Source organism: Corynebacterium sp. UMB2355A, assembly GCF_033877495.1.
Classification (GTDB): Bacteria; Actinomycetota; Actinomycetes; order Mycobacteriales; family Mycobacteriaceae; genus Corynebacterium; species Corynebacterium pseudogenitalium.
The window spans coordinates 1,274,375-1,300,991 of the sequence record NZ_CP138855.1 but is presented as its reverse complement, the minus strand read 5'-3'; the positions used below and the strand labels follow the sequence as shown (position 1 = coordinate 1,300,991).

The window sequence follows — 26,617 nt, the reverse complement described above, 5'->3', positions numbered from 1 at the left end:
CATGATAGCCACGCAGGCCACGCCAGGCAGGCCGAGAAAGCAGCAGTTTTACATCGACGCGTTCAGCGTCTCACCCTCTTCTGTCAGCTGCGCTGGGGTCAGTGGATTTTGCGTTGGCCCGGAGACTGCGGAGCCGTCGATAATGCTGAAGACGGAGCCGTGGCCGGTGCAGCGAACAGTGTCCCCATCGACCTTGGTGATCTTCTGGCCCTGGTGGGGGCAGGTTTGGGAGTATGCGACATACTCACCGGCGGTCGGTTGGGCGATAATGAAGCCGTCGAGGATGACGGCGCTGCCGACCGGTACTTGGGTTTTGGCTACCTCGGCGGTTGGTTCAGATCCGCAGGCGGCGAGGAACGCGCCGGCGAAGGTGGTGGCGGTGCCGAGGAGGAACATGCGTCGTGAACAAGTCATGCCCTGATAGTAGCCTGTTTCATTGCCGTGACGTAGGAGGACAGCTCGGCGGTCAGCGCGTCGATGTCCGTAATGCGCGCGGGGTTCGGGTGCGTGTGTTCGGTGTATCTGGCCACGATGTTCGCGATCGCGGAGCCGGTGATTGCGCCTACTGCCCCGGCTGCGATTGCGTCCGCGACGTGCTGCGGTGTGGAGATCCCGAACCCGAGCAGCACCGGGGCGCCGCCGTATGCTTGCACGTTGTCCACTACCTCGCGAAGGCCGTCGACGGAGGCTTCCTTGTCGGCGCCGGTCACGCCGTCGCGGGAGATGGCGTAGATGTACCCGCGGGACTGGGCGGCGACGCCCTCCAAAGTCTGCGGGCTGGCTTTGGCAGGGGCGATGTAGATCGGGTCGACACCCGCGGCAAGAGCAGCTTCGCTGAACGGCACCGATTCGCGCACAGGGACGTCCGGGAGTAGCACGCTGTCCGCGCCGGCCTCTCGGAACGCCTCGTAGAACGAGGAAAGACCACGCACGTAGGCGACGTTGGCGTAGATCAGCATGCCGATCGGCAGGTCGGGGTATCGCTCGCGGATCGTCCGAACTTGTGCCAGTGCCTTATCGACGGTCGCTCCGCCATCGAGTGCCCGCACGTGTGCCGCCTGGATGGCGGGGCCGTCGGCGACGGGGTCGGAGAACGGGACGCCGAGTTCGAGGGCGTCGGCTCCGGCGGTGACGGCGGCGTCGATGATTTGGAGGGCGTCGTCGGGGGTTGGGTCGGAAAGCATGATGAATGGGACGAATGCTCCCTCTCCCTTTTCCTGTAGGGAGGCGAACAGTCTTTCGTAACGTGACGTTGTAGGGGCGGACATGTTAGTTGGTCTCCTTTCGTACATTTTCAACCCATTCCGGGTGTTCGGCGAGTGTTCTACGGACGTGAGCGACATCTTTGTCGCCGCGGCCGGAAAGGGAAACGAGGATTGTGAGCGGTTCCGCGTCAGCTGGGTGGGACGCCGCGCGTTGCAGCGCGTACGCCAACGCATGCGAGGACTCGAGCGCCGGGATGATGCCCTCGTGCCGTGACAGCAACTGGAACGCACGCAGGGCGGATTCGTCGGTGACGGGAACGTACTGCGCGCGTCCCGTCTTGGCAAGGTGTGCGTGCTCGGGTCCGACCGCAGGGTAGTCCAGGCCGGCGGATATTGAGTAAGACTCAGCAACTTGGCCGTCGGTGTCACGCATCAGGTAGGAGCGCGTGCCGTGCAGAATGCCGACGGTTCCGGCGGCAATCGCGGCGCCATGCTTGCCGACGCCCACGCCCTCTCCTCCGGGTTCGACGCCGACGAGTTCGACGCCCTCCTCGTCGATAAACTCGGCGAACATCCCGATGGCGTTGGAGCCGCCACCGACGCAGGCGCAGACGACGTCCGGCAGTCCGCCGGTGTGCTCAAGCATCTGGGCTTTCGCCTCGGCGGAGATCACGCGGTGGAACTCTTTGACGATCTTGGGGAACGGGTGCGGTCCGGCAGCGGTGCCGAGCAGGTAGTGTGACTCGTGGAAGGTGGCGGTCCAGTCGCGTAGTGCCTCGTTGACGGCGTCTTTCAGGGTGCCGGCGCCGGAGTCGACGCCCACTACCTCAGCACCCATCAGCCGCATGCGGTAAACGTTTGGCTCCTGCCGCGCCATGTCGGTCTTGCCCATGTAAATGACGCAGTCCAAACCCAGCAAAGCGCAGGCGAGCGCGGTCGCGGTGCCGTGCTGGCCGGCGCCGGTCTCGGCAATGATGCGCGTCTTCCCCATCTTCTTCGCCAGTAGTGCTTGGCCGATGACCTGGTTCGTCTTGTGTGCGCCGCCGTGCACGAGGTCTTCCCGCTTGAGGAAGATGCGGGCGTTCGCGCCGTTGAGGAGCAGGTTGCGGCATTCGGTAAGCGGGGTCGGTCGGCCGAGGTAGTCGCGCAGCAGCGCGCGGTATTCGGCCATGAAGCTCTCGTCGGCGAGGGCGTCGACAAACGCTCGCTCGAGCTGGTCAAGCGCCGGCAGGAGCGATTCGGGGACGAATTGCCCGCCGAATTCGCCGTAGTATGCGGGCAGGATGGTGCTGCCGCCGTGGGTGTAATCAGTCATTTTCTGTCCTTGGGTAGTGGTAGTTGCCGATGATCTCGAAGGCCCGCCGCAACGCGCCCGCGTCCTTACGCCCGGCCTGAGCAGGGTATTCGATGCCCGAGTTGAGGTCTACGCCGGAGCAGCCGACGGCGAGCGCGTCCGCAAGGTTGTCGGGGTGCAGCCCGCCGGCGAGGAGCGAGTCGCCGCGCACCTCGTCCGGGATGTCGGCCCAGCGGAAGGTCTCGCCGGAGCCGCCGTCGCGCGCGTCGAGCACCAGCTTGTCGACGCCCCCTCGGATCCCCAGCGCAACCTCCACGCCAGCCCCTGAAGTCATGGAGACCGCCCTCCAGAGCTCAACGTCCTCCCCGATCTCTGCGCGCACCCGCTCGACCAGGGAGCGTTCTGCCTCGAGCAATCCCTGGTACGGAGCGTGCACCTGCACCGCGTGGATGCCCGGCTGGACCAGTTCGCCGTACCCGGACGTGCGGCGGGAAACCGCGACGTACCGCAGCCCCGGCTCGTGTGCGATGATGTCCGCCGATGTTTCACGTGAAACATTGCGCGGACTCGACTCCTCGAAGATGAGCCCGCCGTACACGGCGCCCGCCGCCTTGGCGGCCTGCGCGGCGCTCCACGACGTCAGCCCGCACACCTTGTTTGGCCCGTACACCAGTTTCCGGGCGGCCAGGTCGATGTCCGGCTGACCGGTCAGCTGCGACCCGACCAGGAACCCGTCCGAGTGCCCGCCGAGCTGACGCACAGTCTCCACGGACCGGATGCCGGACTCCGACACCACCGCCGCTTCGGCAGGAGCGAGTCGCGCCAACCGGGCGGAGCGCGTTAGGTCAATCGACAGGTCGTGGAGGTTCCGGTGGTTCACGCCGAAGATCCGCGCGCCGAGTCGACTAGCCCGCACGGCCTCCTCCTCGCTAATCACTTCGGTGAGCACGTCCATCCCGAGGGACTCGGCGAGGCCGGAGAGGTGGGCGTAGCTGGCGTCGTCAAGAATGGAGAGCATGAGCAGAATGGCGTCGGCGCCGAAGTAGCGCGCGGCGTAGACCTGGACTTCGTCGATGATGAAGTCCTTGCAGAGCACGGGCAGGTGCGTGCTTGAGGCGACCGTGGCCAGGTGGTCGTAGTCGCCGCCGAAGCGGGAGGGCTCGCACAGCACGGAGATGCCGGCGGCGTAGCGCGAGTACACCGAGGCGATTTCCCCTGGCTTGTAGTCGGCGCGGATCAGGCCGAGGGACGGCGAGGAGGACTTGCATTCCATGATGAAGCTGGTGCCCTCGCGCTTCAGGTTGTTGTAGAGTGAACGCTCCGAGCGTGGGAGTGCAGCGACATTCACGTGGGCAAGACGCTCGCGGATCGCTGCCAGATCGCCGCGTCGGCTTGCCACGATCCCCTCGAGCACGGTGGGTAGTTGTTTAGGCACTGTAATCAGCCTCCTCGTGTCGTTGCAACCATGCTTGCACGGTGCCGTCGGCAAGCAGGTTGAGGGCGTGGGTGACGCCGTCGGCGATGGTCGGCGCTGTGCCGTTGAGGTAGAACATGGCACCCGCACCGGCGGCGACGGCCGAGCGGTGCGCCGCCGGGCCCTCCCCCGCGAAGGTTGCACGGATGGCGGCGGCATTCTCCACGCCGTCGCCGCCGCGCAGGTCCTCGAGCGAGCAGCGCTGAAGGCCGAGCTCCTCCGGCGTAAGCACGTACTCAGTGATGGAACCGTCGCGGCCCAGCTCCCAGACCTGCGACTCGCCGTGCACCGCCAGCTCGTCGGTGCCCGCGCCGTGGACGACGAGCGCGCGCCCCCGCCCGAGCTCGCGCATCGTCTCAGCGATGACGCGTCCCTGCGCCGGGTTGGCGATGCCCATGATCTGGTACTCCGGCCGCGCCGGTGAGAGCAGCGGCCCCATCGTGTTAAACAGCGTGGACACGCCCAGCGCCTTGCGCACCGGCTGCACGTGCGCGATGGCCGGGTTGTACGCCGGCGCGAAGAGGAAGGTGAAGTTGGAGGACTCGAACTGTCGCACCGCGCGCGAAGGGTCGAGGTCGAGTGGGATGTTCAGGGCCTCGAGGACGTCGGCGGAGCCGGACTTGGAGGACACGGACCGGTTGCCGCACTTGATCATGGGCACTCCGCCAGAGGCGGCGACCAGTGACGCCGCGGTGGTGATGTTGATGGTATTCGCGCCGTCGCCGCCGGTGCCGGCGGTGTCCATCAGCCCCTCCCCCGTCACCGGGAACGGTCGGCCTGCGGCGAGGAACGCGCGAGCCGCGCCGGCGATGTCGGCGAAGGTTTCGCCGCGTGTGCGGATCGTGGCCAGGAGTGCTGCGATGTGGACGTCGTCGTAGTCGCCGACGGTGAGCGGGGTGAATGCCTCGATGGCTTCCTCGAGTGTCGGCTCCCGGTTGTCCAGGAAGCGCTTGAGGATGGTGAGGGATCGTTCGGTTGCCATGGTTAGTTTCCTTTCTTCAGCTTGTCGACGCACCGGCGCAGCATCGTTGGGCCTGCGGGTGTGAGGATCGATTCGGGGTGGAACTGCAGCCCGATGGACATGCCGTCGTCGGTTGCGCCGGCCATGACGATGTCCCCGGTGCGTGCCAAAGCGTGCATCCCTGCAGGCATTTCCGTAGCCCCGAGCGAGTGGTAACGTGCTACGGGCACGTCGCGCCTGAGCTGGCTGGTCATGCCGTCGAAGAGCCCGCACGCAAGCCCTTCCGAGGTCAGCCTCATGGTGTCCGAGACTCCGTGGACGGGCCCGCAGGGCTGGACGGTGCCGCCGAAGTGTTTCACAAGGGCCTGGTAGCCGAGGCAGATGCCGAGCATCGGCACGCTGCCCTGTGCCCGGCGGATCAGTTCGGGCATGCAGCCGGCGTCGCCGGGGTACCCGGGCCCGGGTGAAAGCACGATCAGTGAAGGATCCAGCGCCAGTATTGAGTTAACATCAACAGTGTTACGAAACACTACTGACTCATACTCAGCAAGCGCGTCCACCAAATTGTAAACGAACGAGTCCTGGTTATCCAGCAGCACAATCATTTGATGACCTCCAGTTCTGCGCCAGCGGCCAGCGCGATCGCGTTGAGTACCGCGTACGCCTTGTGCAGCGTCTCGTCGGCTTCGGACTGCGGGTTGGAGTCGCGCACGACTCCAGCGCCTGCCTGCACGATCGCCTTCCCGCCGGTGACGTACGCAGAACGGATCACGATGCAGGTGTCAAAGTCGCCGTTGCTGTCCAGGTAGCCGACTGCTCCGCCGTAAGACCCGCGCCGCGCGCCCTCGAGCGAGCGGATGAGCGAGGTCGCGCGCAGCTTCGGCGCCCCGGTGAGCGTGCCCATGTTCATGCACGCCCGGTACGCGTCGAGCGCGTCGAGGTCCCCAGCCAGCCGCGCGGTGACCCGGGACACGAGGTGCATGACGCGCGAATACCGGTCTACCTGCAGCAACTCGGCAACTCGCCGCGTGCCGGGCTCCGCAACGCGGGCGACGTCGTTGCGCGCGAGGTCCACGAGCATGGTGTGCTCGGCGACTTCTTTGGCGTCGGTGCGCAGCTGCAGCTCCATCCGCGTGTCCAGCTCGTGGTCGACCGTCCCGTCCTCGGCGAGCCCGCGCGGCCGCGTCCCCGCGATCGGGTACAGCTGCACCTCGCGGTCGGCGTTGGTGTACTTCAGGTTGGACTCGGGCGAGGCGCCGAACAGCTCGAAAGAGTCACCATGCTTATCGACGCCCCTTTGGTAAAACATGTACGGCGAAGGATTAGTCGCGCGCAGTTGGAGGTACGCGGCGAACGCGTCCGGGCAGTCGGCGATGAAGCTGCGGGCGGGCACGACTTGGTAGATGTCCCCGTTGTAGATGTGCTCCTTAAGTCGCTCCACGTCGGCGCAGAACGTGGCATCGGGGATGTCGGCGCGAGCAACCAGGGTGCCGCCGGCCTCCTCCGAGGAACGTAATGGTGTGGGCGAAGCGGCGTCGATACGCTCGGCGAGCGCGTCAATCCCAACTCCGCTGAGCGTCGCGGTCTGTGATTGGTGATCGATGCGCAGGAGCACTTCGGCGAGGACGAACTGGTAGTCGGGGTAGGTGTTGGCGCCGTCGGCGACGGCCGGGAGCTCCTCGAAGGTTTCGAGGTAGTCGTAGGCGAACCCGCCGGCGAGGAACCCGAAGCGGCTGAGCGCGCGCAGTACCTCGACGGTGGAGGTGGCGGTGAGGCGCTCGCGCTCGTCCGCAACAACAGCAGCGGCAACAGGCGGAAACGCGTAGACGTTCTCTCCAACGTGGTACTCCCCCAGCTGCTCCCGTACGCGATCGGCCACCGTGCGCCCGAAGGAGGTCAGCGGCTCGACGTGTACATGGCTGCCCGAGCAGGTGACGCGCACCGCGGCCCGCAGCACCGCGACCGATTGGATACCGGAGCGGGTGGTGATGTCGGCGGATTCCAGCAGGACGGTGTCCCGGGTCGTGGTGCCGCCGAGGTGCGCGAAGAGGCTGGCGGCGTCCGCGTGGTACTTCACGCGGCGGGTGGTATGTGTGCTCATGGTCGTCCTTCGTGTGTTGGTACACCGAGGGCGTGTGAGCCAAAGCAAACGGCCCGCGGTGCTTGTGGTTACAAGCGGCGGGCCGTTGTTGAGACTCGAGAAGTTGCTAGAGAAGGCGGCTCGCCGTGTTGGGGAGCCACCACCAGTTCTTCTGAGTCGTGAAAGTCATAGCTGCAAAGCTAGCGGAAAGATCGGGCGCGGGGAGCAAAACCGTCAAACACCCAGCGCAAAGCGTGAATATAAAACGGCTACTGCTGTTCGTCCGCCTTCCCGGCGGCCTTACGCAGTGCGCCGAGGTCCACGGCGGGCTCGTCTGAGGAGTCTGAGTCTGAGGCGTCCAGGGCGGCGTCGACAAGCGCGGCGGCGCGGGCCCCGAAGTTGCCGCCGACGGAGATGCTCACGAGTGCGGCGATGACCGCCACGGCGACGAGAATCCACATCCACCCGTATGCAATAAATGCAAAGGCGGCGCCGATGGCGAAGGCGACTGCGGCGAGGACCCAGAAGGGGCCGGTGACGCGGTGGGCCTGGCGCCAGGTGGACTCGTGCTTGCGAACTTCCGGTACACGCAGCCCGATCACGCCGTTGCCGGGCAGCTTCCCGGCGGTCGCGAGGACGCCTGGTATGAGAAGTGCCACAGTGAATACTATAAGGAGTATCCCAATGATAGTATTTATGGAACTTGTGTCAGAAAATGGCCCATTAGGGCTCTGTGCAAGCAACATACCGTATAGCATAACCATCACAGGTTTTTCGCCTGTGGATCTGTCCATCGCCTCGTATTAAAGGTGCAACAATGAAATCGAAAGTGTTGAGCTCGCTGCTCTTCTGGATTGTCGTGGCGATCGTCGCCGGCTTTCTGTGCAGTTTTTTCTTTCCTGACTGGCTCGCGCGCGTCTTCGTGACGTTCAACGGCCTGTTCTCGAACTTCCTGGGATTCTTCGTCCCAATCCTCATCTTCTCCCTGATCGCCCCCGCGATTGCGGGCCTGGGCAAGGGCGCGGGTAAGTGGTTGGGTATCACGGCCGGGGTCGCCTACGGATCCACGATCATTTCCGGCCTGATTGCCTGGGGTGTGGCTTCAGCACTCTACCCAACGTTGCTGGCTGGTACGCAGCTGCGTACAGATATCGACGACCCCTCCGAGGGCGGCCTGTCGCCGTTCTTCGAGGTGGAGATGCCTGCACCGTTTGAGGTGATGTCGGCGCTGCTGCTCGCGTTCGTGATTGGTATCGCGATGACCACGGTGAAGTCCCGCACGATGCACGAGGTGCTCAACGAGCTGCGTGACGTGATTATGAAGGTGGTCCAGAGCTTCGTTATTCCGCTGCTGCCGTTGTTCATTTTCGGTACGTTCCTGAACCTGGCTATGAACGAGAACTTCGGTTCGACGATGGCCGCGTTCGGCGTGGTGCTGCTGCTCTCGGTCGGCATGACGATCGTGATTGTGCTGGGCCAGTACTTGATCGCGGGTGCGGTGGCTGGTCAGAACCCGTTCACGGCGCTGAAGAACATGCTGCCGGCGTACTTCACGGCGCTGGGTACGTCGTCCTCCGCGGCGACGATTCCGGTAACCTACCAGTCCACCCTGAAGAACAAGGTGGACGAGAACGTGGCGGGCTTCATCGTGCCGCTGTGCGCGACGATTCACCTGTCTGGTTCGATGATGAAGATTACGCTCTACGCCCTGGCGATTGTGTTCATGGCGCAGCTGCCGATCACCGGTGGCGCCGTCGTTGGTTTCGTGCTGCTGCTTGGCATCATGATGATCGCTGCGCCGGGCGTGCCTGGTGGCGCGATCATGGCCGCGGTTGGCCTGCTGCAGGCGAACCTGGGCTTCGACGAGTCGATGATTTCCCTGATGATCGCCGCTTACATTGTGGTTGACTCCTTCGGCACCGCGGCGAACGTGACCGGTGACGGTGCGATCGCGATGATTGTGAACCGTTTCGCGAAGGGCAAGATCGTCACGCAGGATATGGAACGCGCTAAGGAGATTCAGGCGCAGGACGCCTAGTCGCTAGCGAGTCCCCGCCCGAGCGGTGCCGCGACGAGCAGCTGTACAAGAAACAGCGTGAGCGCCGGCACCAAAAAGAAGTAGGCGGGGATCCACACGGCAACTGAGGTCCACAGCGGCAGGGATGCCGCCGCCCCGATGCATAGGAGTGCGCCGAGGGTGCGTGGCAGTTGCTGGAACGTGAGGATCACGGAGCGCCCCAGGGTTTCGCCCAGGGGCGCTTTTTGCTGCCCTTCTGAGGTCGCCTGGAGGTCCAGCTGCGCCTGGAGCGCGAAGAACCACACGCTGATGCCGGTGATGATGAGGATGCCGGACAGGGTGAGCCCTTGCGTGAGGTTGAGGAGGTGGCCGTCGACACCTGCTTGAAAGATGACCCACTGTTGGTAGGTGACGCCGAGGCCGATGGCGACGAGGATCCCCCACCACTGGGTGGAGGCGCCGCCGAATTTGCCGCCGCCGTAGCGGAACTCGCGGAGGTAGTGCAGCCCGTAGCGGGAGCCGCGCCCTTCGACCATGTAGCCGGTGACGACGTTCGCCGCGCGGATCGCCATGCCGCCCGTCACGATGGGCAGGCTAGACAGGACGAAAAGCATGTTGACAATGACAATGTCCGCCATCAAGGTGAAGGCGGACATAAATCGGGAATCGGGATTGAAAAGGCTCACGCCAGAATGTTATCCCTTCACGGCGCCAGCTGCGACACCCTCCACGATGTGCTTCTGGGAAGACATGTAGAAGATGATGATCGGGACGATGGCGAGCACGAGCATTGCCATCATTGCGCCCATGTCGCGGTTGCCCTGGGACCCAACGAACTGCTGGATGACCACTGGGATGGTGCGGTATGGGGTGGACAGGCCGATGACGAGGTATGGCAGCAGGTAGTCGTTCCAGACCCACATTGCGTTGAGGATGGCGACGGTCACTGCGGTTGGCTTGAGCATCGGGAGGACGACGCGGAAGAACGTTTGCAGTGGGCTGCAGCCGTCGATGGTTGCTGCTTCTTCAATCTCGAGCGGGATCGACTTGACGAAGCCGGCGAACATGAAGACGGACAGGCCTGCACCGAAGCCGGTGTAGAGCACCACCATGCCGAGCGGGTTGGCCAGGCCGAGGCGGTCGGCGATGGTGACGGTTGGGAACATCACCATCTGGAACGGGATGACCATGGAGAACACGAACAGGTAGTACAGCGTGGACGTCCACCACGTTTTCACGCGGGTGATGTAGTAGGCCGTCATCGAGGAGAAGAAGACGATGGAGGCGACGGAGAGGATCGTGATGGTGAAGGACCACACGATGGCCCACGCGAAGCCTTCGCCTTGGATGCCGGTGATGTAGTTTTCGAATCCGGCCCACATGTCGCCGAGTGGGATGGCGAATGGGTTGTTGGAGATCGCGAACTTCTGCTTGAAGGAGTTCAGGAAGATGAACACGATTGGTCCGAGGAAGACCACGGTGAGGAATACCAGCACCGCGTAGATGAGTACTTTGGCTGGGCCGCTGACGCTCGCCTCGGAGGCGGTGACGGGTGCCTTTGTTTTGGTTGCCATGGGTTATGCCTCCACTTCCTTGCTGCGTGTTGCGCGCAGCTGGAACATTGCGATGACGACGACCACTACGACGAAGATGACGGCCTTTGCTTGGCCGACGCCCTCGACGTTGTTGCGCAGGAACATCGTGTTGACGATGTTCAGAGCGACCATTTCGGTTGCGCCGCCTGGTGCACCGTTGGTGAGCGCGAGGTTCTGGTCGAAGAGTTTGAAGGTGTTGGACAGGGTCAGGAAGAGGCAGATGGTGATGGACGGCATGATCATTGGGATGGTCACGTGGCGGAGCATTTCCCACTTGGAGACGCCGTCGAGTTCTGCTGCTTCGATGAGCTCTGGTGGCACGTTCTGCAGGCCGGCGATGTAGATGATCATCATGTAGCCGACGAGCTGCCAGTTAATGAGGATGACCAGGCCGAGGTAGCCGTACTTCCAGTCGGAGACGATCGTGGTGCCGTATTGGGCGAGCACGGCGTTGATCATGGACTGCCATGTGTAGCCGAGGACGATGCCGCCGATGAGGTTCGGCATGAAGAATACGGTGCGGAAGAAGTTGGTGCCTTTGAGTTTCCGTGTCAGTGTCCAGGCGATTGCGAACGCGAAGACGTTGACGGTGATGATGGAAACGATGGAGACGAGGGCGGTGAATCCGAACGCTCGGACGAAGCCTTCTCGCGCTTGGAACGCTTGGACGTAGTTGTCGAATCCTACCCAGGTTGCGTCGGTGATGGTGTGGAAGCTGGTGAATGACAGCAGGAAACCAATGACGAATGGGGCAAGGAAGGCGATCAAGAACGCAAGCAGCGTCGGCAGTACGAAGATTGGGAAATATTTCTTCAGTGATTGCTGCATTTGTGGTGCCTATCTGGGGAATAAAAAGCGCGGAGTGCGCTGTTCGCACACCCCGCGCTCTGGTTTACAACATGTTCAGTGCTTAGTTGGAGCCCTTTTCGGCCTTCCAGTCCTCGCTGAACTTAGCGACGACGTCTGCCCACTCCATGTTGCCGGATGCGTACTGGGCGAGGTTGCCGCCGAAGTCATCCTTGAACTGCTGGGATGGGAAGAACTGGAAGTCCCATGGCAGGGTGCTCAGCTCGGTGTTGGAGATGGCTTCCTGGACCTGGCGTGCCAGCGGGTCTGCTGGGACGTCGGTCTCCGTGTAGTTCTTGAACGGTGCGATGAAGCCGAGGTCCTCGATGACGTGCTTCTTGCCTGCCTCGGAGGTGAACAGCCAGTTCAGGAAGTCCTTGGTTGCCTGCTGGTCCTCTTCTGGGGCCTTGGCGTTGATGGCGAGGTAGTTCTCGGTGCCGACGTTGATGCCGGTCTTCTCCTCATCTGGGAGGCCCATGTACATCGGGAGGAACTTGATCTTGTCTTCCTTCACGACGTTGCCGTTCACGTCGGCGATCTGCGACCATGCCCAGTTACCGTTCTGGACGAAGGCTGCCTGGCCGAGTGCGAACTCTGCCATGGAGTCGGAGACTGCCTTGGACGGTGCCAGGGTCGGCGCGATGGTGGAGTTGTTCAGGTACAGGTCAAAGAGGTTCTTGAACTCCTTGTTGTACTTGAAGGTGACGTCCTCTGCGTCGGTGGTGCCGAGGTCCTCGAACTCGTAGTGCATTGGGCCGTTGGCCAGGTGCGTCTGCCAGCGCCAGTCCTCACCGCTGGTGAGGGAGGTGGAGGCGAAGGTGCCGTCGATGCCAAGCTCGTCCTTCTTCGACTGCATGTCTTCGGCGAGCTTCTTCAGGGATTCGAAGTTCTTGACTTCGTCCATGGAGGCGACTGCCGGGTTTGGCAGTGCGAAGTACTTATCGGTGATGTCCTCGTTGTAGATGATGCCGAAGCCTTCAACTGCGAACGGGATGCCGCGCACGGTGCCGTCTTCCGCGGTGAGCGGGGTGACGTCCTCGTTGAGGTCCTGCGCGAGGGAGAAGTCGGACAGGTCTGCGGTGTAGTCCTTCCAGGTCTTGAAGCCGGTTGGGCCGTTCATCTGGAAGAGCGTCGGAGCGTCGGACTTGCCGACCTCGGTGCGCAGGGTCTGCTCGTAGTTGCCGGATGCCGCGGTGACGACCTTGACTGGGACGCCAGTTTCTGCGGTGTACTCTTCGGCGATTGCTTGGTAGGTCGCGTCCTGCTCAGGCTTGAAGTTGAGGAAGTAGACGTTCGGACCTTCGGTGTCGCCACCGCCGCCACAGGCGACGAGGGCGGATGCTGCCAGTGCTGCGACAGCGGTTGAGGCAAAAGCTCGCGTGAATTTCTTCATGGGCCATCCTTCATGTGTAGCCGTGCTCCTTGCCAGCGTTACCCGATGCGGTTCACGGCGCGTTATAAGGTACTACCTCAGTATAGTGACCATTTATGGAGCACGGCAAACATTATGGCCCGCGTCACATCTCCGGGGGTAATTTATAGACGATTGCTTCGTCCGGATGCCCCGGCAGCACATGATCGAAATAGGACTGCGCCGCCTCGGCCAAGGTGACGTAGCGTTGGTCGTTTTGGCTCATGAACCAGCGGTGATCCAGGATTTCGTGGAAAATCTGCGCGGGTTCGAGCTTCTCGCGCAGCTGCGGCGGGATGAGTTCCACGATGGGTTCGTAGTTCTTCACCATCCAGCGGTGCGCGACGGCTTCGAGGGGGAGCTTGCCGCCGTAGCGCACGGCGCGGTAGACCTCCATCTCGCCGAGGAGGCGCTGTGCCTGCCGGTCCTGCACCTCCAGCCCGGTGAGTCGCAGCAGCTTTTTCTGGTAGAAGCCTGTGGAGAACACGGCGGGCTCGATGATCACCCGGTAGGTGTCTTCCCCGTCGTGTTCGATCTCGACTTCGCCGACGTCGAAGCCCAGCTCATTAATCTTTGCGACGCGCCCAGCGATCGCCCCGAACGCATCACCTTCGACGATGAGCTCCCCTGTCATCAGGTCCCACAGTTCGTTGTAGGTGGAGGCGATATCGTTGCCAAGGGTGATCACGTCGACGTCCTCGCTGAGGTAGCCGCCTGCCTGCAGGTCCATCATCTCGCCGATGATGTTGACACGGGCGACGTCGACGTCGTAGAGGCGTCGTCCGTCGGAGATGGGGTCGTGGAATTCGCCGGTTTCGGCGTCGACGAGGTAGGCGGAGAACTGGTCGGCGTCGCGGCGGAACAGGGTGTTGGACAGTGAGACGTCGCCCCAGTAGAAGTGGAGCAGGTGCAGGCGCACCAGCAACACCGCGAGGGCGCGCACCAGCTTGTTGATGGTGTCGACGGTGATGTCGCGGGAGAACACGTCGCGGTACGGGAGTGAGAACCGCAGGTGCTCTGTGACCAGGCAGGGGGTGAGTTCCTCTCCGTTTTCGTCGACGCGGTGCGTGATGACGGCCACGGGGACGACGCAGGGGGCGTCGAGCTCTTGGAGCCTCCGGAGCATGTTGTACTCGTGGTAGGCGACTTCCCCGCCGATTTCCTTGACTGCGAAAACTAGCCCGTCGGCTTCGATGAGGCGCACCGTGTGTCGCGAAATGCCGCGGGGCAGCGCCGCGAGGAGGTCGGAGGACCAGTCCTCGAGTGGCTGCGCCCACGGCATTTTCAGCAACGTCGGTGCGTAGACGGGCGAGACAACGCTGAGTTTCTCGCGCAATGTGTGTCCTTAGATCCGCTGGCCGGTTGCCTTGCTAAATACGTGGAGCCCACCGTCAACGATCTGGACGTGGACGACGTCGCCCTTCATGATGCCGGACAGCGGCGCGGTGCGCACCACGATCTGGCCGGAGGTCTCCTCCTCGAGGCCCTCTTCCTTCCAGCCGCCGCCTGCGAGGTGGCCGTACAGGTAGGAGTCGGAGCCGAGCTCTTCCACGAAGTCGATCTCGACCGGGATGGAGTGCTTCGCGGTCTCGTCGACGACCTGCAGGGACTCTGGGCGGAAGCCGAGGATGACCTGGCCGTCGTCTTCCACGGTGAGGTGGGAGATGTGCTCGTCGGAAAGTGGGATGGAGGCGCGGCCGAGCTTGGCCACCTTTTCGTTCAGGTCAACGTCGAAGGTGGACAGGTTCATGGCCGGGGAGCCGATGAAGCCTGCGACGAAGACGTTGTTCGGGTGATCGTAGAGCTCACGCGGGGTGCCGACCTGCTGCAGGACGCCGAAGTTCAGGACGGCGATGCGGTCGCCCATGGTGAGGGCTTCCGTCTGGTCGTGGGTGACGTACAGCGTGGTTACGCCCATGCGGCGCTGCAGGTTCGCGATCTGGGTACGGGTCTGCACACGCAGCTTCGCGTCCAGGTTGGACAGTGGCTCGTCCATAAGGAAGACCTGTGGCTTGCGCACGATGGCGCGGCCCATAGCCACGCGCTGGCGCTGACCACCGGACAGTGCCTTCGGCTTGCGGTCGAGGTACTGGGTCAGGTCGAGGGTCTTTGCAGCCTCTTCCACTCGCTTGTCGATCTCGGCCTTGTCCATGCCGGCGATCTTCAGCGCGAAGCCCATGTTCTCGCGCACGGTCATGTGCGGGTACAGGGCGTAGTTCTGGAAGACCATCGCGATGTCGCGGTCCTTCGGGCTGACGTGGGTGACGTCGCGGTCGCCGATGCGGATGTGGCCTTCATTGGTGTCCTCGAGACCGGCGAGCATGCGCAGCGCGGTCGACTTACCGGAGCCGGACGGGCCGACGAGGACGAGGAACTCCCCGTCCGCGATTTCAAGGTTGAGTTTGTCGACACTCGGTGTGGTCGCACCCGGGTAGATGCGCGTTGCGTTGTCGTAAGTTACTGATGCCATGTGGTCCTCCATCGGCAGGTACGTGCCGAACGTTCCGTAGTGGGGATAAGGTACTCCCTTAACCTACCATCTGGAATCACAAGCCCATACTCGCTATGTCGCGAGTCACACTCCCGCTACCCCCGTTACATCCTCCCCCCGTACGGGGCTGAACTGCGTGACGTGTCCCCGTTTTTCAAACTTTTTTCTATTTGGAATACCCCAAGGTCAGCGCGAAATTAAGAGAAAGTTAAGAAACCTTCGTTGTCCCCTGTCTTTAAAGTTTAGGCCGATTTTCTCACGGGTATTCCCCTTTTTCGCAGCTGGTTCCGTATAGTCCCAAGTAGAGAAATTCGAAGCAGAGACCCGGCACCTAGAACACGAGGTGCCGGGTTTTTCTTTGCCTTCTTAGAATTTTTTTAAGCCGCCGGGCCCTCGCCGTCCAGGATCCGCTGCGCGTCCTCGGTGCTCAGCTCGTATCCGTAGAACGTTGAGTAGAATTGTTGCGTCTCAGCAACCAGGTCGACGTCCTCAAACTTCTCCGGGTGGAACAGCTTCGCTGCCCACAGCAGCTGCAGCGCTTCCTCCGCCGAGTAGCGGCCCCAGTTCGACGTCCCCACCGGGTTCTTCACCACGTTGCCCTGCTTCACCGCAGGCACGTTCGCCAGTGCAGGATCATTCACCAGCTTATCGACGCCCAGCTGCGCCTCCATACCGCCCACGATGATGAAGTCCGGAGCGGCGTCGACAATGTCTTGCGGGGTGACGGTCGTGACGTCCACAACCTCCTCGATCACATTGCGAGCCCCCGTCGCTGCAATCCACTCCCCCACCAGGGAGTCCGGCCCGTCCGCCTGCGTGACGTCCTCCCCGCCAACGATATGCAGCACCTTCGGCTTCTTCTCCCCCGGCATGCCGCCCAGGCGGTCCGCGACCATCTTCAGGTTGCGCTCCATGTAGGTCACGTACTCGGTCGCCTTCTGGTCGGCCTCCTCGGTGCCCAGCGCGTTCGCCGTAATGCGCACGGACTTCATCAGTTGCTCAAAGTCATCAAAGTCGACCCTCGCCGCCGGGATCCCCTGCGCACGTGCCGCCTCGACCTGTTCCTTCGAGGAGGTCAGGAGCATTTCGGGGTTGATCTCTTTCAGCTCTTCCACGTTGAGCCGAGTTCCCGACGCCGGCGTCGGCAGCTCAGTCACGTGCGGGTAGATCTTCGTCAGCCACGGCAGCCGCTTCGCTTCCTCGGTGGTGGCCACCAGGGTGTCCCCGCCACCAAGCATCAGCACGAACTGGTTATTCACGTCCCACGTGTCCGCCAACCGGGTCACCTGCTTCGGCACCCGCACGTCTGTGCCGTCGATGTCCGTGAGCAGGCGGGTCGTGTCCTCCTGGGTTGTTTGGGTCGTCTCCTCGGCTGTGTTTTCGGCTGAGTTTTCTGCTGAGTTTTCGGTGGTACACCCGGTGACCAGCAGTGTTGCGGTCAACAACGTTGCGGCTACGGCGTGGTGACGCATAGGAAAGGACTCCTTCTTAGGGGTTGTGATTACGCCAGCAGTGTACCCACCGACACCCCCATGCCCGAACCCGCCCCTCCCCGCGCACCAAATTCCCTCACGCAGTCTCAACGACCTGGTCTTTTGCCGACGCCGCTTCCAAAATTCCGGGATTTGGTGTCGTATCTCGGCGTGCCAGTGCCAAAGGACGCAACCGATAACATATAGCACATTTATGACCTGCGGAAATGCGGAGGCCGGAATTCAAACATGCGTCTCTTGGCACTGAGGCCTCTGTGTACGCACCACATTCCCACCTGGCCGACCCCCGACCTGGGCTTTTGTCAACGCCGTTTCCCAAAAATCAGGGATTTGGTGTCAGTCCCCTCGTGCCAGTGCCAAACAACGCAACCGATAACCTCTAGCACATTTATGACCTGCGGAAATGCGGAGGCCGGAATTCAAACATGCGCCTCTTGGCACTGAGGCCTCTGTGTACGCACCACATTCCCACCTGGCCGACCCCCGACCTGGGCTTTTGCCAACGCCACTTCCCAAAATCCAGGAATTTGGTGCGGGAACCTCGAAAAGAAAAAGAGTGAACCCCCTGCGCTCTCGCACTCGAAAATGGGGGGTGTTGAGTGCTCAACCGGACTCGGGGGGAATCCGTGGGCAGGAGGCTCGACATTTATTATAGCCAAATTTTCTCCCTTGTAAAGCCCGCGGGAAAAGAAGCAAATATTCCAAGGTAAACGCCATAATTAGGATATCCTCATTTTTTAGCAGTACGTGCGTACTGCAGTTCTTGAGTGAAAGTAGGACAACTATGCATGTAGGCAAAGAGCTGGTGCCGGTTGATGATCAGACGCAGGGGTGGGCGTCGAAACTTCTCACGGCGAGTTGGGTGCTATTGACGATCTTTGTGGTCGTCGGCGGGCTGTTTTTCTGGGTCATGGGCGGCGTGAAGGGTGAGGACCTTGGGGCGCTGACGTGGACGATTGCCTTTTGCTCGATGATTGCGTTGATGACGATTCGTCAGTACTTGTTGGCGGAGAGGAGCTAGGGCCATGTTGATGCAAGGTATTACGTACAACACGACGATGGGGCTGGTCGTCGGTGTAATTATGTTGATGGTGCCGCTGTTCATGCGTGCGTTGCAGAAAGTCGGAAACCGCTCAGTGTCTGGGTTTGGCTGGGCGTTCGTGTTCCTCGGTGCGTTTCTCGGGATGACGGGTGTGCATATGATGCTCACGTGGCCGCTGGAACAGATCGAGGGTGTGTTCTGTTGTGCGGTCGATAATGTGACGTTTGGTGAACCGGCCGCATTTTACGGTGTGATGACACTTACCGTTGGTGTTGCCGTGCTTCGCGCAGAGGATCGCGCTGACCGTGGTATCCGCGATTTGGACTGGGTGGCTACGCTCCGCCCGATTCTGTATGTGGCTGCGGTCGGTGGGTTTGGCCTGATCATGTTTGGTATCGCCGGGATGCATTTTGGTCAGTGGCGTCCACCAGAGGTTGAGCCGATTGCGCGTTTGTTGGCGGGCTCGATGCTTGAGCCGTTTATGGTGTTTACCTTGTATGTGGGTACGGGGCTTTCGGCGTTGCTTTCCCCGTTCGTGCTGACCAGCCCGGTTGCCCGGAAGGTGTTTGTGCCGGTGACGTTCATCATCGGCATGATGTGGGTGTTCCTCGGCCTGACCCTGTTTTACGGCCACGTTGGGTTCTTCCCGTGGCCGTTGCAGGGTGGCGGTGAGATGCACCCGGTGGGTGAACCGCTGTTTTAGAACGGCAGCTTCGCGGGCAGGTCGAACGGCAGTAGGTCCTTCAGTGGCCCTGCTACGACGGCCACGATGGCACCGAGAGCAGCCAGTACGCCGAGGGCGATGCCTGCGGCTTTGAGCTTGTCCTCGGTGTCGATGTCGAGGCGGGAGCTCAGGTCGGCCTTGCCGAAGGTCAGGTTGAGGTCGGCCTTGGCGTCGGATGGAGTCTCGCCGGCTTTGAGGCCGAGTGGCGTGATGCCGATGCCGTAGGTGACAGGGCGGGCCTTGGCGGCAAAGTTGGGCTGCGATGGGTCGATGGCGTTGTCGAGTTGGAAGGTGCCCAGGACCACGTCGTTGTGTTCGCGTTCGATGACCGTTCCGGATTCGATGTCGCCGGTGATGGTGGCGTTGGTGCCGGTGATAGTGATTTTGATGTCGTCGATGTCGACCTTGGGGGCGACGGTGCCGTGCAGTTTCAGTTCGCCGTCGAAGTGGAGGACGCCGTTGCCGTTGGCGTCGAGGCGGGTGTCGGCGACGTCGAGGGGGAAGGTGACCAGGTTGGCGTTCGGGTCGAAGACGGCTTGGTCCTTGGCGTAGACGCCGGCATCGGTCACCAGGTTGGCGTTCTTGTTCAGTTCCTGCAGGAGGGACTGCTTGATTGGCCAGGTGAAGGTGCCGCTGGCGACTTGGGTGGCAGCGGTGGCAGCGGTGGCTTGTGGGGCGATGAGCGTGGATGCGGCGATGGCAATTGCGGCGCCGCTAGCAAGTGCAGTGTTCTTCATACTGCGACTATCGCCCCCTGCTACCTGTTCTGTTACACGGCGTCCGCTACCGCCTTGGCGACGGCCGGTGCCACGCGGGGGTCGAGTGCTTGGGGGACGATGTTGTGGGCGGTGGGGGCGTCGATAAGTGAGGCGATGGCTTCGGAGGCGGCGAGCAGCATGGGGCGGGTGATGCGGGTGGCGCCGGCGTCGATGGCGCCGCGGAAGATGCCGGGGAACGCGAGGACGTTGTTGATTTGATTGGGCATGTCTGAGCGCCCCGTTGCGACGACCCCTCCGTGCTTCCGCGCAACCTCCGGCTCAATCTCCGGGGTGGGGTTGGCCAGCGAGAACAGGATGGGTGCCTCGGCCATGAGGAGGACTTGCTCTTCGGTGATGTGGCCGCGGGACAGTCCGATGAAGGTGTCGGCGTCGCGGAGGGCGTCGTCGACGGTGGTGTGGATGTTGCGCGGGTTGGTGCGCGCGGCGAGGGACTGTTTGACGGGGGTGAGGCCGGCGCGGTCGGCGTGGATGGGGCCTTGGGAGTCGAGGACGATGATGTCGTGGATGCCGGCGTCGAGAAGCATGTCGACGCATGCGATGCCCGCGGCTCCGGCGCCGGAGATGACCACGCGCAGGTCGGCGAGGGTGCGGCCGAGGACGCGCGCGGCGTTGCGTAGTGCCGCATAGATAACGACGGCGGTGCCGTGCTGGTCGTCGTGCATGACGGGGATGTTGAGGCGTTCGTCGAGGCGGCGTTCGATGTCGAAGCAGCGTGGCGCGGCGATGTCTTCGAGGTTGATGGCCGCGAAGGAGGGCGCGATTCGCACGACGGTGTCGACGATTTCGTCGACGTCCTGGGTGTCGAGGACGATCGGGAAGGAGTTCAGCCCGGCGAATTGTTGGAAGAGCTGGGCTTTTCCTTCCATGACGGGCAGGGATGCCTGGGGGCCGATGTCGCCGAGGCCGAGGACCGCGGTGCCGTCGGTGACGACGGCGACGGTGTTCCCTGCCCCCGTGTAGTGGCGTGCCTTGGCGGGTACTTGCGCGATCGCCTCGCACACCTCCGCTACCCCCGGCGTGTAGCAGATGGCGAGGTCCCGCATGGTGTTCACCTCCATCCGCGATTGGATGGAGAGCTTGCCGCCCTCGTGAGCTGCGAATATCTCGTCTGTCGTTGGCTGTTCCTGCATGATTTCCCTTTCATCATCCTAAAGATTGACCTCATAGTACAGCTGTGGTGTGTCCGGGTCTATGGGTTAACCCCGATGTGTTTCACGTGAAACATGGGAAATGTGGCGGTGGACTAGGCTAAGATGACTTTACCTATGTTGTTTTTCGCCCAAAAGGAGCGCAGGTGCAACGCGCAACTAAACTCGGAGCCGCAGCGCTAGCCGCAACGCTGGCGTTATCGGGTGCCGCCGCTCCCAACGCTGCTGCGGACCTCAGCTCCGTGCGCTACACCGCCGGCGTCGTGGTGAACCAAGGCGACATTGTTGAGGTCGGCATCACGAAGTGCCAGGTTGGCTACGTCGATGCGGCGTCGAAAACGGTGTACGTCGCGCGCCACTGCTTCACCCAGAGTCCAGGAGAGGTCCTGTATAAGAACAGTCAAGCGGTGGGCTACAGCACTCGCGCCGGGCTTATCGACGCCCGCTTCAAAAACGACGACGTCATGGCCGTCAGGCTCTACGAGGATGTTATCGCAGGCCAGAACGTGTTTTCGGGCGATACCGTCGTAGATTACGGCACCCTGGAGTCCGGTATGGAAGTGTGCGCTAACTCGGTAAAGCAGCGCAAAGTTGTGTGTGGCAGCCTCCAGGGCGCAGGTGACGGCGTGATCAAGGTGGAGTCTGATGACACCCTCATCCAGGGCGACTCCGGCGGGCCCGCCTGGCTCGTCGATGACTCCGGCAACCCCCTCTCATTCGTTGGCGTGATCTCGCAGACCAGCACTACCGAAACCCCGAACGGTAAGCCCTGGTACGAGTGGAAACTCACCTCCGTAACCGCGAAGTCCTGCCGTGCCAGCACGGAAGTTCCCTCCTACACGCGCACGCAGCCCGAGTCGTGCGGGATTCACGACGACGCCCCCGGCCTCCTCGCACCCGTCACCAGAATGCGCCCACCCGGCCAGCCCTGGATGAAGCGGGTAGCCACCGAGTTTGAGGTGTTGTCCTCGAAGATCAAGGCCGGGGAACCCCTAAGCCGATAGCAGGAGGACATGGTCTTGGGGCTTACGCTGTCGATCGTGATCGGCATCGGAGGGCTGGGCCTTTACGCCGCGTACCTGGTGGGAGAACCCAAGGTCGCGCAGTTCGTGGATGGGCTCAAGCGCTAACCCCACTCAACCGTTCGGTTGACGCAATGTTCAACCTGCTGCGCGATTAATTTCTGCGCCCGCTCCAGCACCATTGATGGTGTCAATGGATTTCCCGCCGGTGTCGGCGGTTGTAGAAGGAGTGTGTACCGTGCAGAAGTTGTACAGGGCAGCAGTGTTGTACTTGGTGCTTGGGTTGGGCGCGGGGTTGTTCTACCGCGAGTTCACCCGCGCGAATGATTTCCCGGAAGGCCAGTTCACGCAGCTCGGCGTGACGCACACGCACTTGCTGGTGCTCGGGTTCGTCATGTCGTTGATTTTCTTGGTGTTGGAGAAACTGTTCCGGGTTTCGCGGTCCGGCAAGCTGTTCACTTGGTTCTTCTGGGTGTACAACGTCGGCGTGCTCATGACCTCGGGCATGATGGTCTGGCACGGCATCCTCACCGTGCAGGGCAAGGAGTCCACGGCGATGATCGCGGGTATCGCGGGCTTGGGCCACATCGCGATCACGGTTGCGTTGGGCTTGTTCATGGCGGCGCTCGGTCGCGCGCTCAAGTCTGTTGAGCCGGAATCAGTAAGGCGCTAGTGATGAACGAAGCAGAGGCCACCACGCCAACGCGTCGCGACTGGATCAGCCTCGCCGTCCTCTCGGTGGGGCTCGGGGTCATCGTTCTCGACGGCACGATCGTTGGCGTGGCGTTGCCGTCGATAATTACTGACCTCGGCCTGGACCTCACCCAGGCACAGTGGGTGAACAGTCTGTACGCGGTGCTGCTCGCCGCGTTGTTGCTGTCCACGGGCAAGATTGCGGATTCGTGGGGCCGCAAGCGCGCCTTCCTCGCGGGCCTCGGGGTGTTCGTCGCGGGCAGCGTCCTCGCCGGCTTTTCGACGTCCGCCTCGACCCTCATTTCCGCCCGTGCAGTGCAAGCCGTCGGTGCTGCCCTCATCATGCCGTCAACCCTTTCGACGGTAAACGCGGTGTTCCGCGGGAAGTACCGCGCGGCCGCCTTCGGTGTGTGGGGCGCCGTGATCTCTGGAGCCGCCGCCGTCGGCCCCCTGGCCGGTGGCGCACTGACGCAGTGGGTGTCCTGGCACTGGATCTTCCTGGTCAACGTGCCAATCGGCGTGATCGTCGCCATCGGCGCGGTGCTCACCGTCCGCGAGACCCGCAGCCCCGACAAGCTGCCCGGCATCGACGTCGACGGCGCCCAGCTCAGCGCCATCGCCTTCGGCACTCTCGTCTTCGCCATCATCGAGGCACCCGACCTCGGCTGGTGGACCCCCAAGGAACCCCTGACCGTGTTCGGCTGGACCTGGCCCACCACCGCCCCGGTCTCCCCCGTCCCCGTCGCACTTGCGATCTCCGCCGTCGCATTTGCCCTCTTCATCCGCTGGGAACAGCACCGCAAGCGCGTGGAACGCTCCGCGCTCCTCGACTTGGGCCTGTTCTCCTACTCCACCTTCTCCTGGGGCAACATCACCGCCGGCGCCGTCGCCATCGGCGAATTCGCCATCATCTTCATTTTGCCGCTCTACCTTATTAATGCGCTGGGCCTGTCCGTCATGTCCGCCGGCCTCGTCCTGGCCGCGATGGCCGTCGGCGCATTCCTCTCCGGCGCGGCAGCCCGCCACGTCGCCGCCCGCTTCGGCGCGCCGGGCACCGTCCTGATCGGCCTCGCCCTCGAGGTTGTGGGCGTCATCATCCTCGCCTCCGTCATGGGTGCAAACACCAGCGGTTGGCTCATCGCCGCCCCACTCACTCTCTACGGCCTCGGCCTAGGCCTGGCATCGGCGCAGCTCACCGGCACCGTCCTGCGAGACATCCCAGTGCAGCGCTCCGGCCAGGGCTCCGCCACCCAAAGCACCGTCCGCCAGATCGGCTCCGCCCTGGGCACCGCGGTCTCCGGTTCCGTCTTCTCGATAGCCCTCGCCATCGCCCTCCCCAAAACACTGACGGCCGCCGGCATCACCGGCCCCCTTGCCGACGCCACCTCCACCGCCACCCGCCAATCCGCCGGCTCCGCCATCACCCAACTCCGCATGGAGGGCGCAGCCAGCGCATTCGGCGACCAAACCGCCGTCGTCGTGCAGGCCCTCAGCGAGGGCATGGCCGACGCCGCCCGCTGGTCCCTCCTCGCCGCCACCGCCTTCCTGGCCCTCGGGTTCGTCGGCGCGCTGCAGGTGCGGAGGGCGGCGGGTGTTCAGGCGTAGGGCCCTGCCACGTCCCCAGCTCCGCCCCGCCTTGCCCCTCCGAAAAAGTTCCCGCGCCGGGGAACCATTTTGGGTTTCAGGCCCGCTCCCGTCGACCGGCACTCGTGTTTCCGCAGGTGGCGACGCATGTCCATGAAGAAAGTTCCCGTTATTCAAAATCCGTTGGGAACTTTTCTGGCCTGCACACGAACCCGGCCTTCCTGCATCAGCTCTTCGATCAAGGTGAGGCACTCAAACATCGTGGCCGCCGAACACCGCGCCGGTGTCCAACCTTGCCGAATCATCTTTAAGGTGATGGAGGAGTCCTTATTCCGCTGTTGGTAATCGGAGTGATGTGCGCCGTCGTACATGACGGCAATCTTCAACTCGGGAATGGCAAGGTCAAACACTGTGACAAGCTGGTCACCGACTCTCAGCGGCACTTGTTCTTCGACTGTGCAGCCGTACCGGTTGGCCAGGGCGGCAACCAGCAGGCGCATTTCAGTTTCTTTTGGTGAGTCCGCCAATACGCTGCTGTGTCGTAGCACCTTGTGCAGCCATGTGGCGTCAATTTTGTGCCGAGCTGCCTTGGCGATGCTGCTGGGTGTGATGTCCCAAAAACGTCGCACACAGTCAACTAGTTGGATACCTCTGACCTCTTCGGGGGCAAGGCCTTCTACAGTGATGGTACTCCACCGGTGCTCACCACGTTTGACCTGCACAAGTGCCTGTATTACGGCGGTAAGTGGTGTGACCGCTTGCAGTGGTACACCTCGGTGGGTGACGGTCCATGTTGCAAGTGAGATCCGTGATCGGCGGATTGTCGGACGGCAGGCCCCGGCTACGCTGGTGTGGCCGGAGGTGGTCACCAAGGTGGTGTCGGCGCCTTCGACGAGATATGGCAACCCGTAGAGCGCGAGTGCCGAGAATCCAGAGATGATGCTGCCGGGTTGTTCTACCGCATGTGCGATTGCACGGACTGCTGCCGGGGCGGGGTACATGACGTTTTGGGGGTGGTAACGCGCATTGTTTTGTACTTGCCATGGTTGCAGGCAGTGTTCGTTTTGTAGGTAGCGACGCACGCTGACCTGCTGGTATGCATGGTTTGGTCTTCGCTGTTTTTGGTGGATCAGGGGTGTGTCGAGGTCGATGGTCATGCCGTTGTAGAGAGTGTTCATACCGTTTAGACGTAACGACGGCGTGTTCGGCTCCCTCGGTCCTTATTATTTTTCGACGCCCCTAGCCCCGCCCGCCGCCCACCGCCCGCCGAGAAAGCTCCCAACGTTTTTTGAAACCGGGGACTTTTCTTCGTAGACATGCGTCGCGACCTGGGGAAACGTAAGAGGTGGTCGACCGGAACCGTCTCAAACCCCAAAATAGTTCCCGGGATGCGGGAACTATTTCAGGCCTACCCTTTCGACCGCCCAGCCCTATCAGTTTCCCTGGAATTGGCCATGACCTAAGACGAAGTCCGCCTGTCTCGCTCGTATGCGATGCGCTGCCGTCGTGCTTTGCTCCATCCGGTACGCCGTTTTGGTGCTCGCGCGTTCTCGCGCATCATGAGCGTGATGCCGTCGAAGTCTGTGGGTTTCCAGGCGTGCCGGTGCTCGCGGAACTCCATACCTTGCTCGTTATTTGAGCTGTAGACGAGCAGTGCCCTGCCGTCTTTGCAGAGCTCGATGGTGCGGTCCCAGAGTAGGTCTCGGATGCGAGCTGATGGGGTGCCCACGAAGACACCTGGGCTGAGTTCCATGAGCCACTTTGTCAGGTCGCCGCGCAGGCCCGCCGGGCATGCGGTGACGATGAGCACCATCATTGCATTGCCTCTTCCTCTGCCCAGTTGACGCCTGCAGAGATGACTTCCAATTCGCTCCACAGCATGAGTTCGACGTCGCTGTAGAGTTCTTCTTCGGGTACGTCCATGACGTATTGGAGGTCTTTGACCATGCGCTGCATAAGTCGCTTTTCGACGACGGCGTCGCGCACCTTCCGTCGCACCTCGATATGCGGTTTCCCTTTCGCTTCAGCTACTGCGTCGAACGCGGCGGGGATGGCGATCTCGGCTTTGTACAGGTCGGCGATGTCGTAGACGAACGCGCGGTCTGTGCCGGTGTGGACAACTCCGAGTGCGGGAACGAACCCAAGCCCAGCGATGACCGCGTGAGCAATGCCGTAGAGCGCTGCGCTTGCTGCGGTGAGCGCTTGGTTGATGGGTGTGCCGGAGTCGAAGTCGTTCGCGTCATAGCTTCGTCGGTCCCAGTACACGCCGGTTCGCTCGGCCTCGGCGGCGTAGACGCGTTTCATGCGGGCGCCTTCCCTGCCTCGTAGCTGCGCCATGGTGAGCGCAGAGACGTCTTCTCCTGGGAATCGGAGGCTGTACATTTTCCTGGCGCAGTCGAGCCGTTTGCGCTGGTGCGTTACGACTTCCGCCTGAAGCAGCGCCATTCGTGATGACTTTGCGGGTGGGCGTCCGGATGCGTAGTAGCGGACACCGCGCTCGCCGACCCAGACTGTGCTGGTGCCTGCGTCACCGAGTAGTGCCATGGCGGCGTAGGTGATCCGGGTTCCGGGGCCGAGCAGGAGCACTGCCAGCTGTGTCGCGGGGACGTGTGCGGTGCCGCGTTGGTCGGTGATCGTCAACGCGTTGCCGTCGCGGTTGACCACGCACCGTTCCGTGTAAAGGAAGGACAGCCGATCACTCATTCGCGCGAGTGCACGGCGAGTGACCGGGAGTTCATGAGGCGTTGGCATCTCAGCA

The 26,617-nt window shown here is 62.5% G+C and carries 26 protein-coding genes; 6 read left to right on the top strand and 20 right to left on the bottom strand.

Annotated features, from left to right (window positions below):
• Positions 1-48: 48 nt before the first annotated feature.
• The 8 genes from R0V12_RS06090 to R0V12_RS06055 form a co-directional block, all read right to left on the bottom strand.
• Positions 49-396, bottom strand: a complete 348-nt coding sequence (locus R0V12_RS06090) for a Rieske (2Fe-2S) protein (RefSeq protein WP_070478614.1) — start codon at positions 394-396, stop codon at positions 49-51.
• Between the two features lie 14 nt (positions 397-410).
• Positions 411-1,268: a tryptophan synthase subunit alpha gene (trpA, locus tag R0V12_RS06085; RefSeq protein WP_320072315.1), complete on the bottom strand. Its 858-nt coding sequence runs from the start codon at positions 1,266-1,268 to the stop codon at positions 411-413.
• A 1-nt stretch (position 1,269) separates the two neighbouring features.
• Positions 1,270-2,520, bottom strand: a complete 1,251-nt coding sequence (gene trpB / locus R0V12_RS06080; RefSeq protein ID WP_256042358.1) for a tryptophan synthase subunit beta — start codon at positions 2,518-2,520, stop codon at positions 1,270-1,272.
• Entirely contained in the window at positions 2,513-3,934 is a 1,422-nt protein-coding gene (gene trpCF, locus R0V12_RS06075) for a bifunctional indole-3-glycerol-phosphate synthase TrpC/phosphoribosylanthranilate isomerase TrpF (protein WP_320072314.1), read from the bottom strand. Before trpCF ends, trpB begins: the two co-directional genes overlap by 8 nt.
• Positions 3,927-4,955, bottom strand: a complete 1,029-nt coding sequence (trpD, locus tag R0V12_RS06070) for an anthranilate phosphoribosyltransferase (protein WP_320072313.1) — start codon at positions 4,953-4,955, stop codon at positions 3,927-3,929. Before trpD ends, trpCF begins: the two co-directional genes overlap by 8 nt.
• A 2-nt stretch (positions 4,956-4,957) precedes the next feature.
• A complete protein-coding gene (locus R0V12_RS06065; protein WP_070361621.1) occupies positions 4,958-5,539 on the bottom strand; it encodes a glutamine amidotransferase-related protein in 582 nt (193 codons plus the stop codon).
• Positions 5,536-7,035: an anthranilate synthase component 1 gene (locus R0V12_RS06060; RefSeq protein WP_320072312.1), complete on the bottom strand. Its 1,500-nt coding sequence runs from the start codon at positions 7,033-7,035 to the stop codon at positions 5,536-5,538. Before R0V12_RS06060 ends, R0V12_RS06065 begins: the two co-directional genes overlap by 4 nt.
• Positions 7,036-7,283: 248 nt before the next feature.
• Positions 7,284-7,673 carry an SdpI family protein gene (locus R0V12_RS06055; RefSeq protein WP_256005797.1) on the bottom strand — a complete coding sequence of 130 codons (390 nt, stop codon included), beginning with the start codon at positions 7,671-7,673 and terminating at the stop codon, positions 7,284-7,286.
• A gap of 158 nt (positions 7,674-7,831) precedes the next feature.
• Between R0V12_RS06055 and R0V12_RS06050 the strand changes: the two genes are divergently transcribed.
• Positions 7,832-9,052, top strand: coding sequence for a dicarboxylate/amino acid:cation symporter (locus R0V12_RS06050; protein WP_070975436.1), 1,221 nt, complete (start codon positions 7,832-7,834; stop codon positions 9,050-9,052).
• On the opposite strand, the gene R0V12_RS06045 is transcribed toward R0V12_RS06050, so the two are convergent.
• The 7 genes from R0V12_RS06045 to R0V12_RS06015 all read right to left on the bottom strand — a co-directional run bounded on the left by R0V12_RS06045 (position 9,049) and on the right by R0V12_RS06015 (position 16,846).
• Positions 9,049-9,717 carry a MusI family membrane protein gene (locus tag R0V12_RS06045; protein ID WP_320072311.1) on the bottom strand — a complete coding sequence of 223 codons (669 nt, stop codon included), beginning with the start codon at positions 9,715-9,717 and terminating at the stop codon, positions 9,049-9,051. The two genes, R0V12_RS06050 and R0V12_RS06045, sit on opposite strands and share 4 nt — an antisense overlap.
• Positions 9,718-9,726: 9 nt before the next feature.
• Positions 9,727-10,605, bottom strand: coding sequence for a carbohydrate ABC transporter permease (locus R0V12_RS06040; protein ID WP_070361625.1), 879 nt, complete (start codon positions 10,603-10,605; stop codon positions 9,727-9,729).
• 3 nt (positions 10,606-10,608) lie between these two features.
• Positions 10,609-11,454, bottom strand: coding sequence for a carbohydrate ABC transporter permease (locus tag R0V12_RS06035; protein WP_320072310.1), 846 nt, complete (start codon positions 11,452-11,454; stop codon positions 10,609-10,611).
• A gap of 82 nt (positions 11,455-11,536) precedes the next feature.
• Entirely contained in the window at positions 11,537-12,865 is a 1,329-nt protein-coding gene (locus R0V12_RS06030) for an ABC transporter substrate-binding protein (RefSeq protein WP_320072309.1), read from the bottom strand.
• A gap of 124 nt (positions 12,866-12,989) precedes the next feature.
• The gene (locus tag R0V12_RS06025) at positions 12,990-14,219 is read right to left on the bottom strand and encodes a DUF4032 domain-containing protein (protein ID WP_070478637.1); all 1,230 of its coding nucleotides are present in this window, start codon (positions 14,217-14,219) and stop codon (positions 12,990-12,992) included.
• Between the two features lie 9 nt (positions 14,220-14,228).
• Positions 14,229-15,353, bottom strand: coding sequence for an ABC transporter ATP-binding protein (locus R0V12_RS06020; protein ID WP_256008433.1), 1,125 nt, complete (start codon positions 15,351-15,353; stop codon positions 14,229-14,231).
• A 398-nt stretch (positions 15,354-15,751) separates the two neighbouring features.
• Entirely contained in the window at positions 15,752-16,846 is a 1,095-nt protein-coding gene (locus tag R0V12_RS06015; RefSeq protein WP_320072308.1) for an ABC transporter substrate-binding protein, read from the bottom strand.
• An 805-nt stretch (positions 16,847-17,651) separates the two neighbouring features.
• Between R0V12_RS06015 and R0V12_RS06010 the strand changes: the two genes are divergently transcribed.
• Complete coding sequence (locus R0V12_RS06010; RefSeq protein ID WP_071573698.1) at positions 17,652-17,888, top strand: hypothetical protein; 237 nt, start codon at positions 17,652-17,654, stop codon at positions 17,886-17,888.
• A gap of 4 nt (positions 17,889-17,892) precedes the next feature.
• Positions 17,893-18,612 carry a DUF981 family protein gene (locus tag R0V12_RS06005; protein ID WP_320072307.1) on the top strand — a complete coding sequence of 240 codons (720 nt, stop codon included), beginning with the start codon at positions 17,893-17,895 and terminating at the stop codon, positions 18,610-18,612.
• Here the strand turns inward: R0V12_RS06005 and R0V12_RS06000 are convergent.
• Complete coding sequence (locus R0V12_RS06000; RefSeq protein ID WP_256005787.1) at positions 18,609-19,370, bottom strand: HtaA domain-containing protein; 762 nt, start codon at positions 19,368-19,370, stop codon at positions 18,609-18,611. The genes R0V12_RS06005 and R0V12_RS06000 overlap by 4 nt on opposite strands.
• A 32-nt stretch (positions 19,371-19,402) precedes the next feature.
• The gene (locus tag R0V12_RS05995) at positions 19,403-20,542 is read right to left on the bottom strand and encodes an NAD(P)-dependent malic enzyme (protein WP_320072306.1); all 1,140 of its coding nucleotides are present in this window, start codon (positions 20,540-20,542) and stop codon (positions 19,403-19,405) included.
• A gap of 164 nt (positions 20,543-20,706) precedes the next feature.
• On the opposite strand from R0V12_RS05995, the gene R0V12_RS05990 reads away from it, so the two are divergent.
• The 3 genes from R0V12_RS05990 (at position 20,707) to R0V12_RS05980 (ending at position 23,880) form a co-directional block, all read left to right on the top strand.
• Positions 20,707-21,564 (top strand): hypothetical protein, encoded by an 858-nt coding sequence (locus tag R0V12_RS05990; protein WP_320072305.1) that lies wholly within the window; start codon positions 20,707-20,709, stop codon positions 21,562-21,564.
• Positions 21,565-21,820: 256 nt separating this feature from the next.
• The gene (locus R0V12_RS05985; RefSeq protein WP_070478651.1) at positions 21,821-22,255 is read left to right on the top strand and encodes a DUF2871 domain-containing protein; all 435 of its coding nucleotides are present in this window, start codon (positions 21,821-21,823) and stop codon (positions 22,253-22,255) included.
• Positions 22,256-22,257: 2 nt separating this feature from the next.
• Complete coding sequence (locus tag R0V12_RS05980) at positions 22,258-23,880, top strand: MFS transporter (RefSeq protein ID WP_320072304.1); 1,623 nt, start codon at positions 22,258-22,260, stop codon at positions 23,878-23,880.
• Between the two features lie 152 nt (positions 23,881-24,032).
• On the opposite strand, the gene R0V12_RS05975 is transcribed toward R0V12_RS05980, so the two are convergent.
• The 3 genes from R0V12_RS05975 to cas1e all read right to left on the bottom strand — a co-directional run bounded on the left by R0V12_RS05975 (position 24,033) and on the right by cas1e (position 26,610).
• Positions 24,033-25,037: a hypothetical protein gene (locus R0V12_RS05975; protein WP_320072303.1), complete on the bottom strand. Its 1,005-nt coding sequence runs from the start codon at positions 25,035-25,037 to the stop codon at positions 24,033-24,035.
• 281 nt (positions 25,038-25,318) lie between these two features.
• Positions 25,319-25,675, bottom strand: coding sequence for a type I-E CRISPR-associated endoribonuclease Cas2e (gene cas2e / locus R0V12_RS05970; RefSeq protein WP_070361634.1), 357 nt, complete (start codon positions 25,673-25,675; stop codon positions 25,319-25,321).
• Complete coding sequence (cas1e, locus tag R0V12_RS05965; protein WP_320072302.1) at positions 25,672-26,610, bottom strand: type I-E CRISPR-associated endonuclease Cas1e; 939 nt, start codon at positions 26,608-26,610, stop codon at positions 25,672-25,674. The genes cas2e and cas1e overlap by 4 nt, the downstream gene beginning before the upstream one ends.
• Positions 26,611-26,617: the final 7 nt, after the last annotated feature.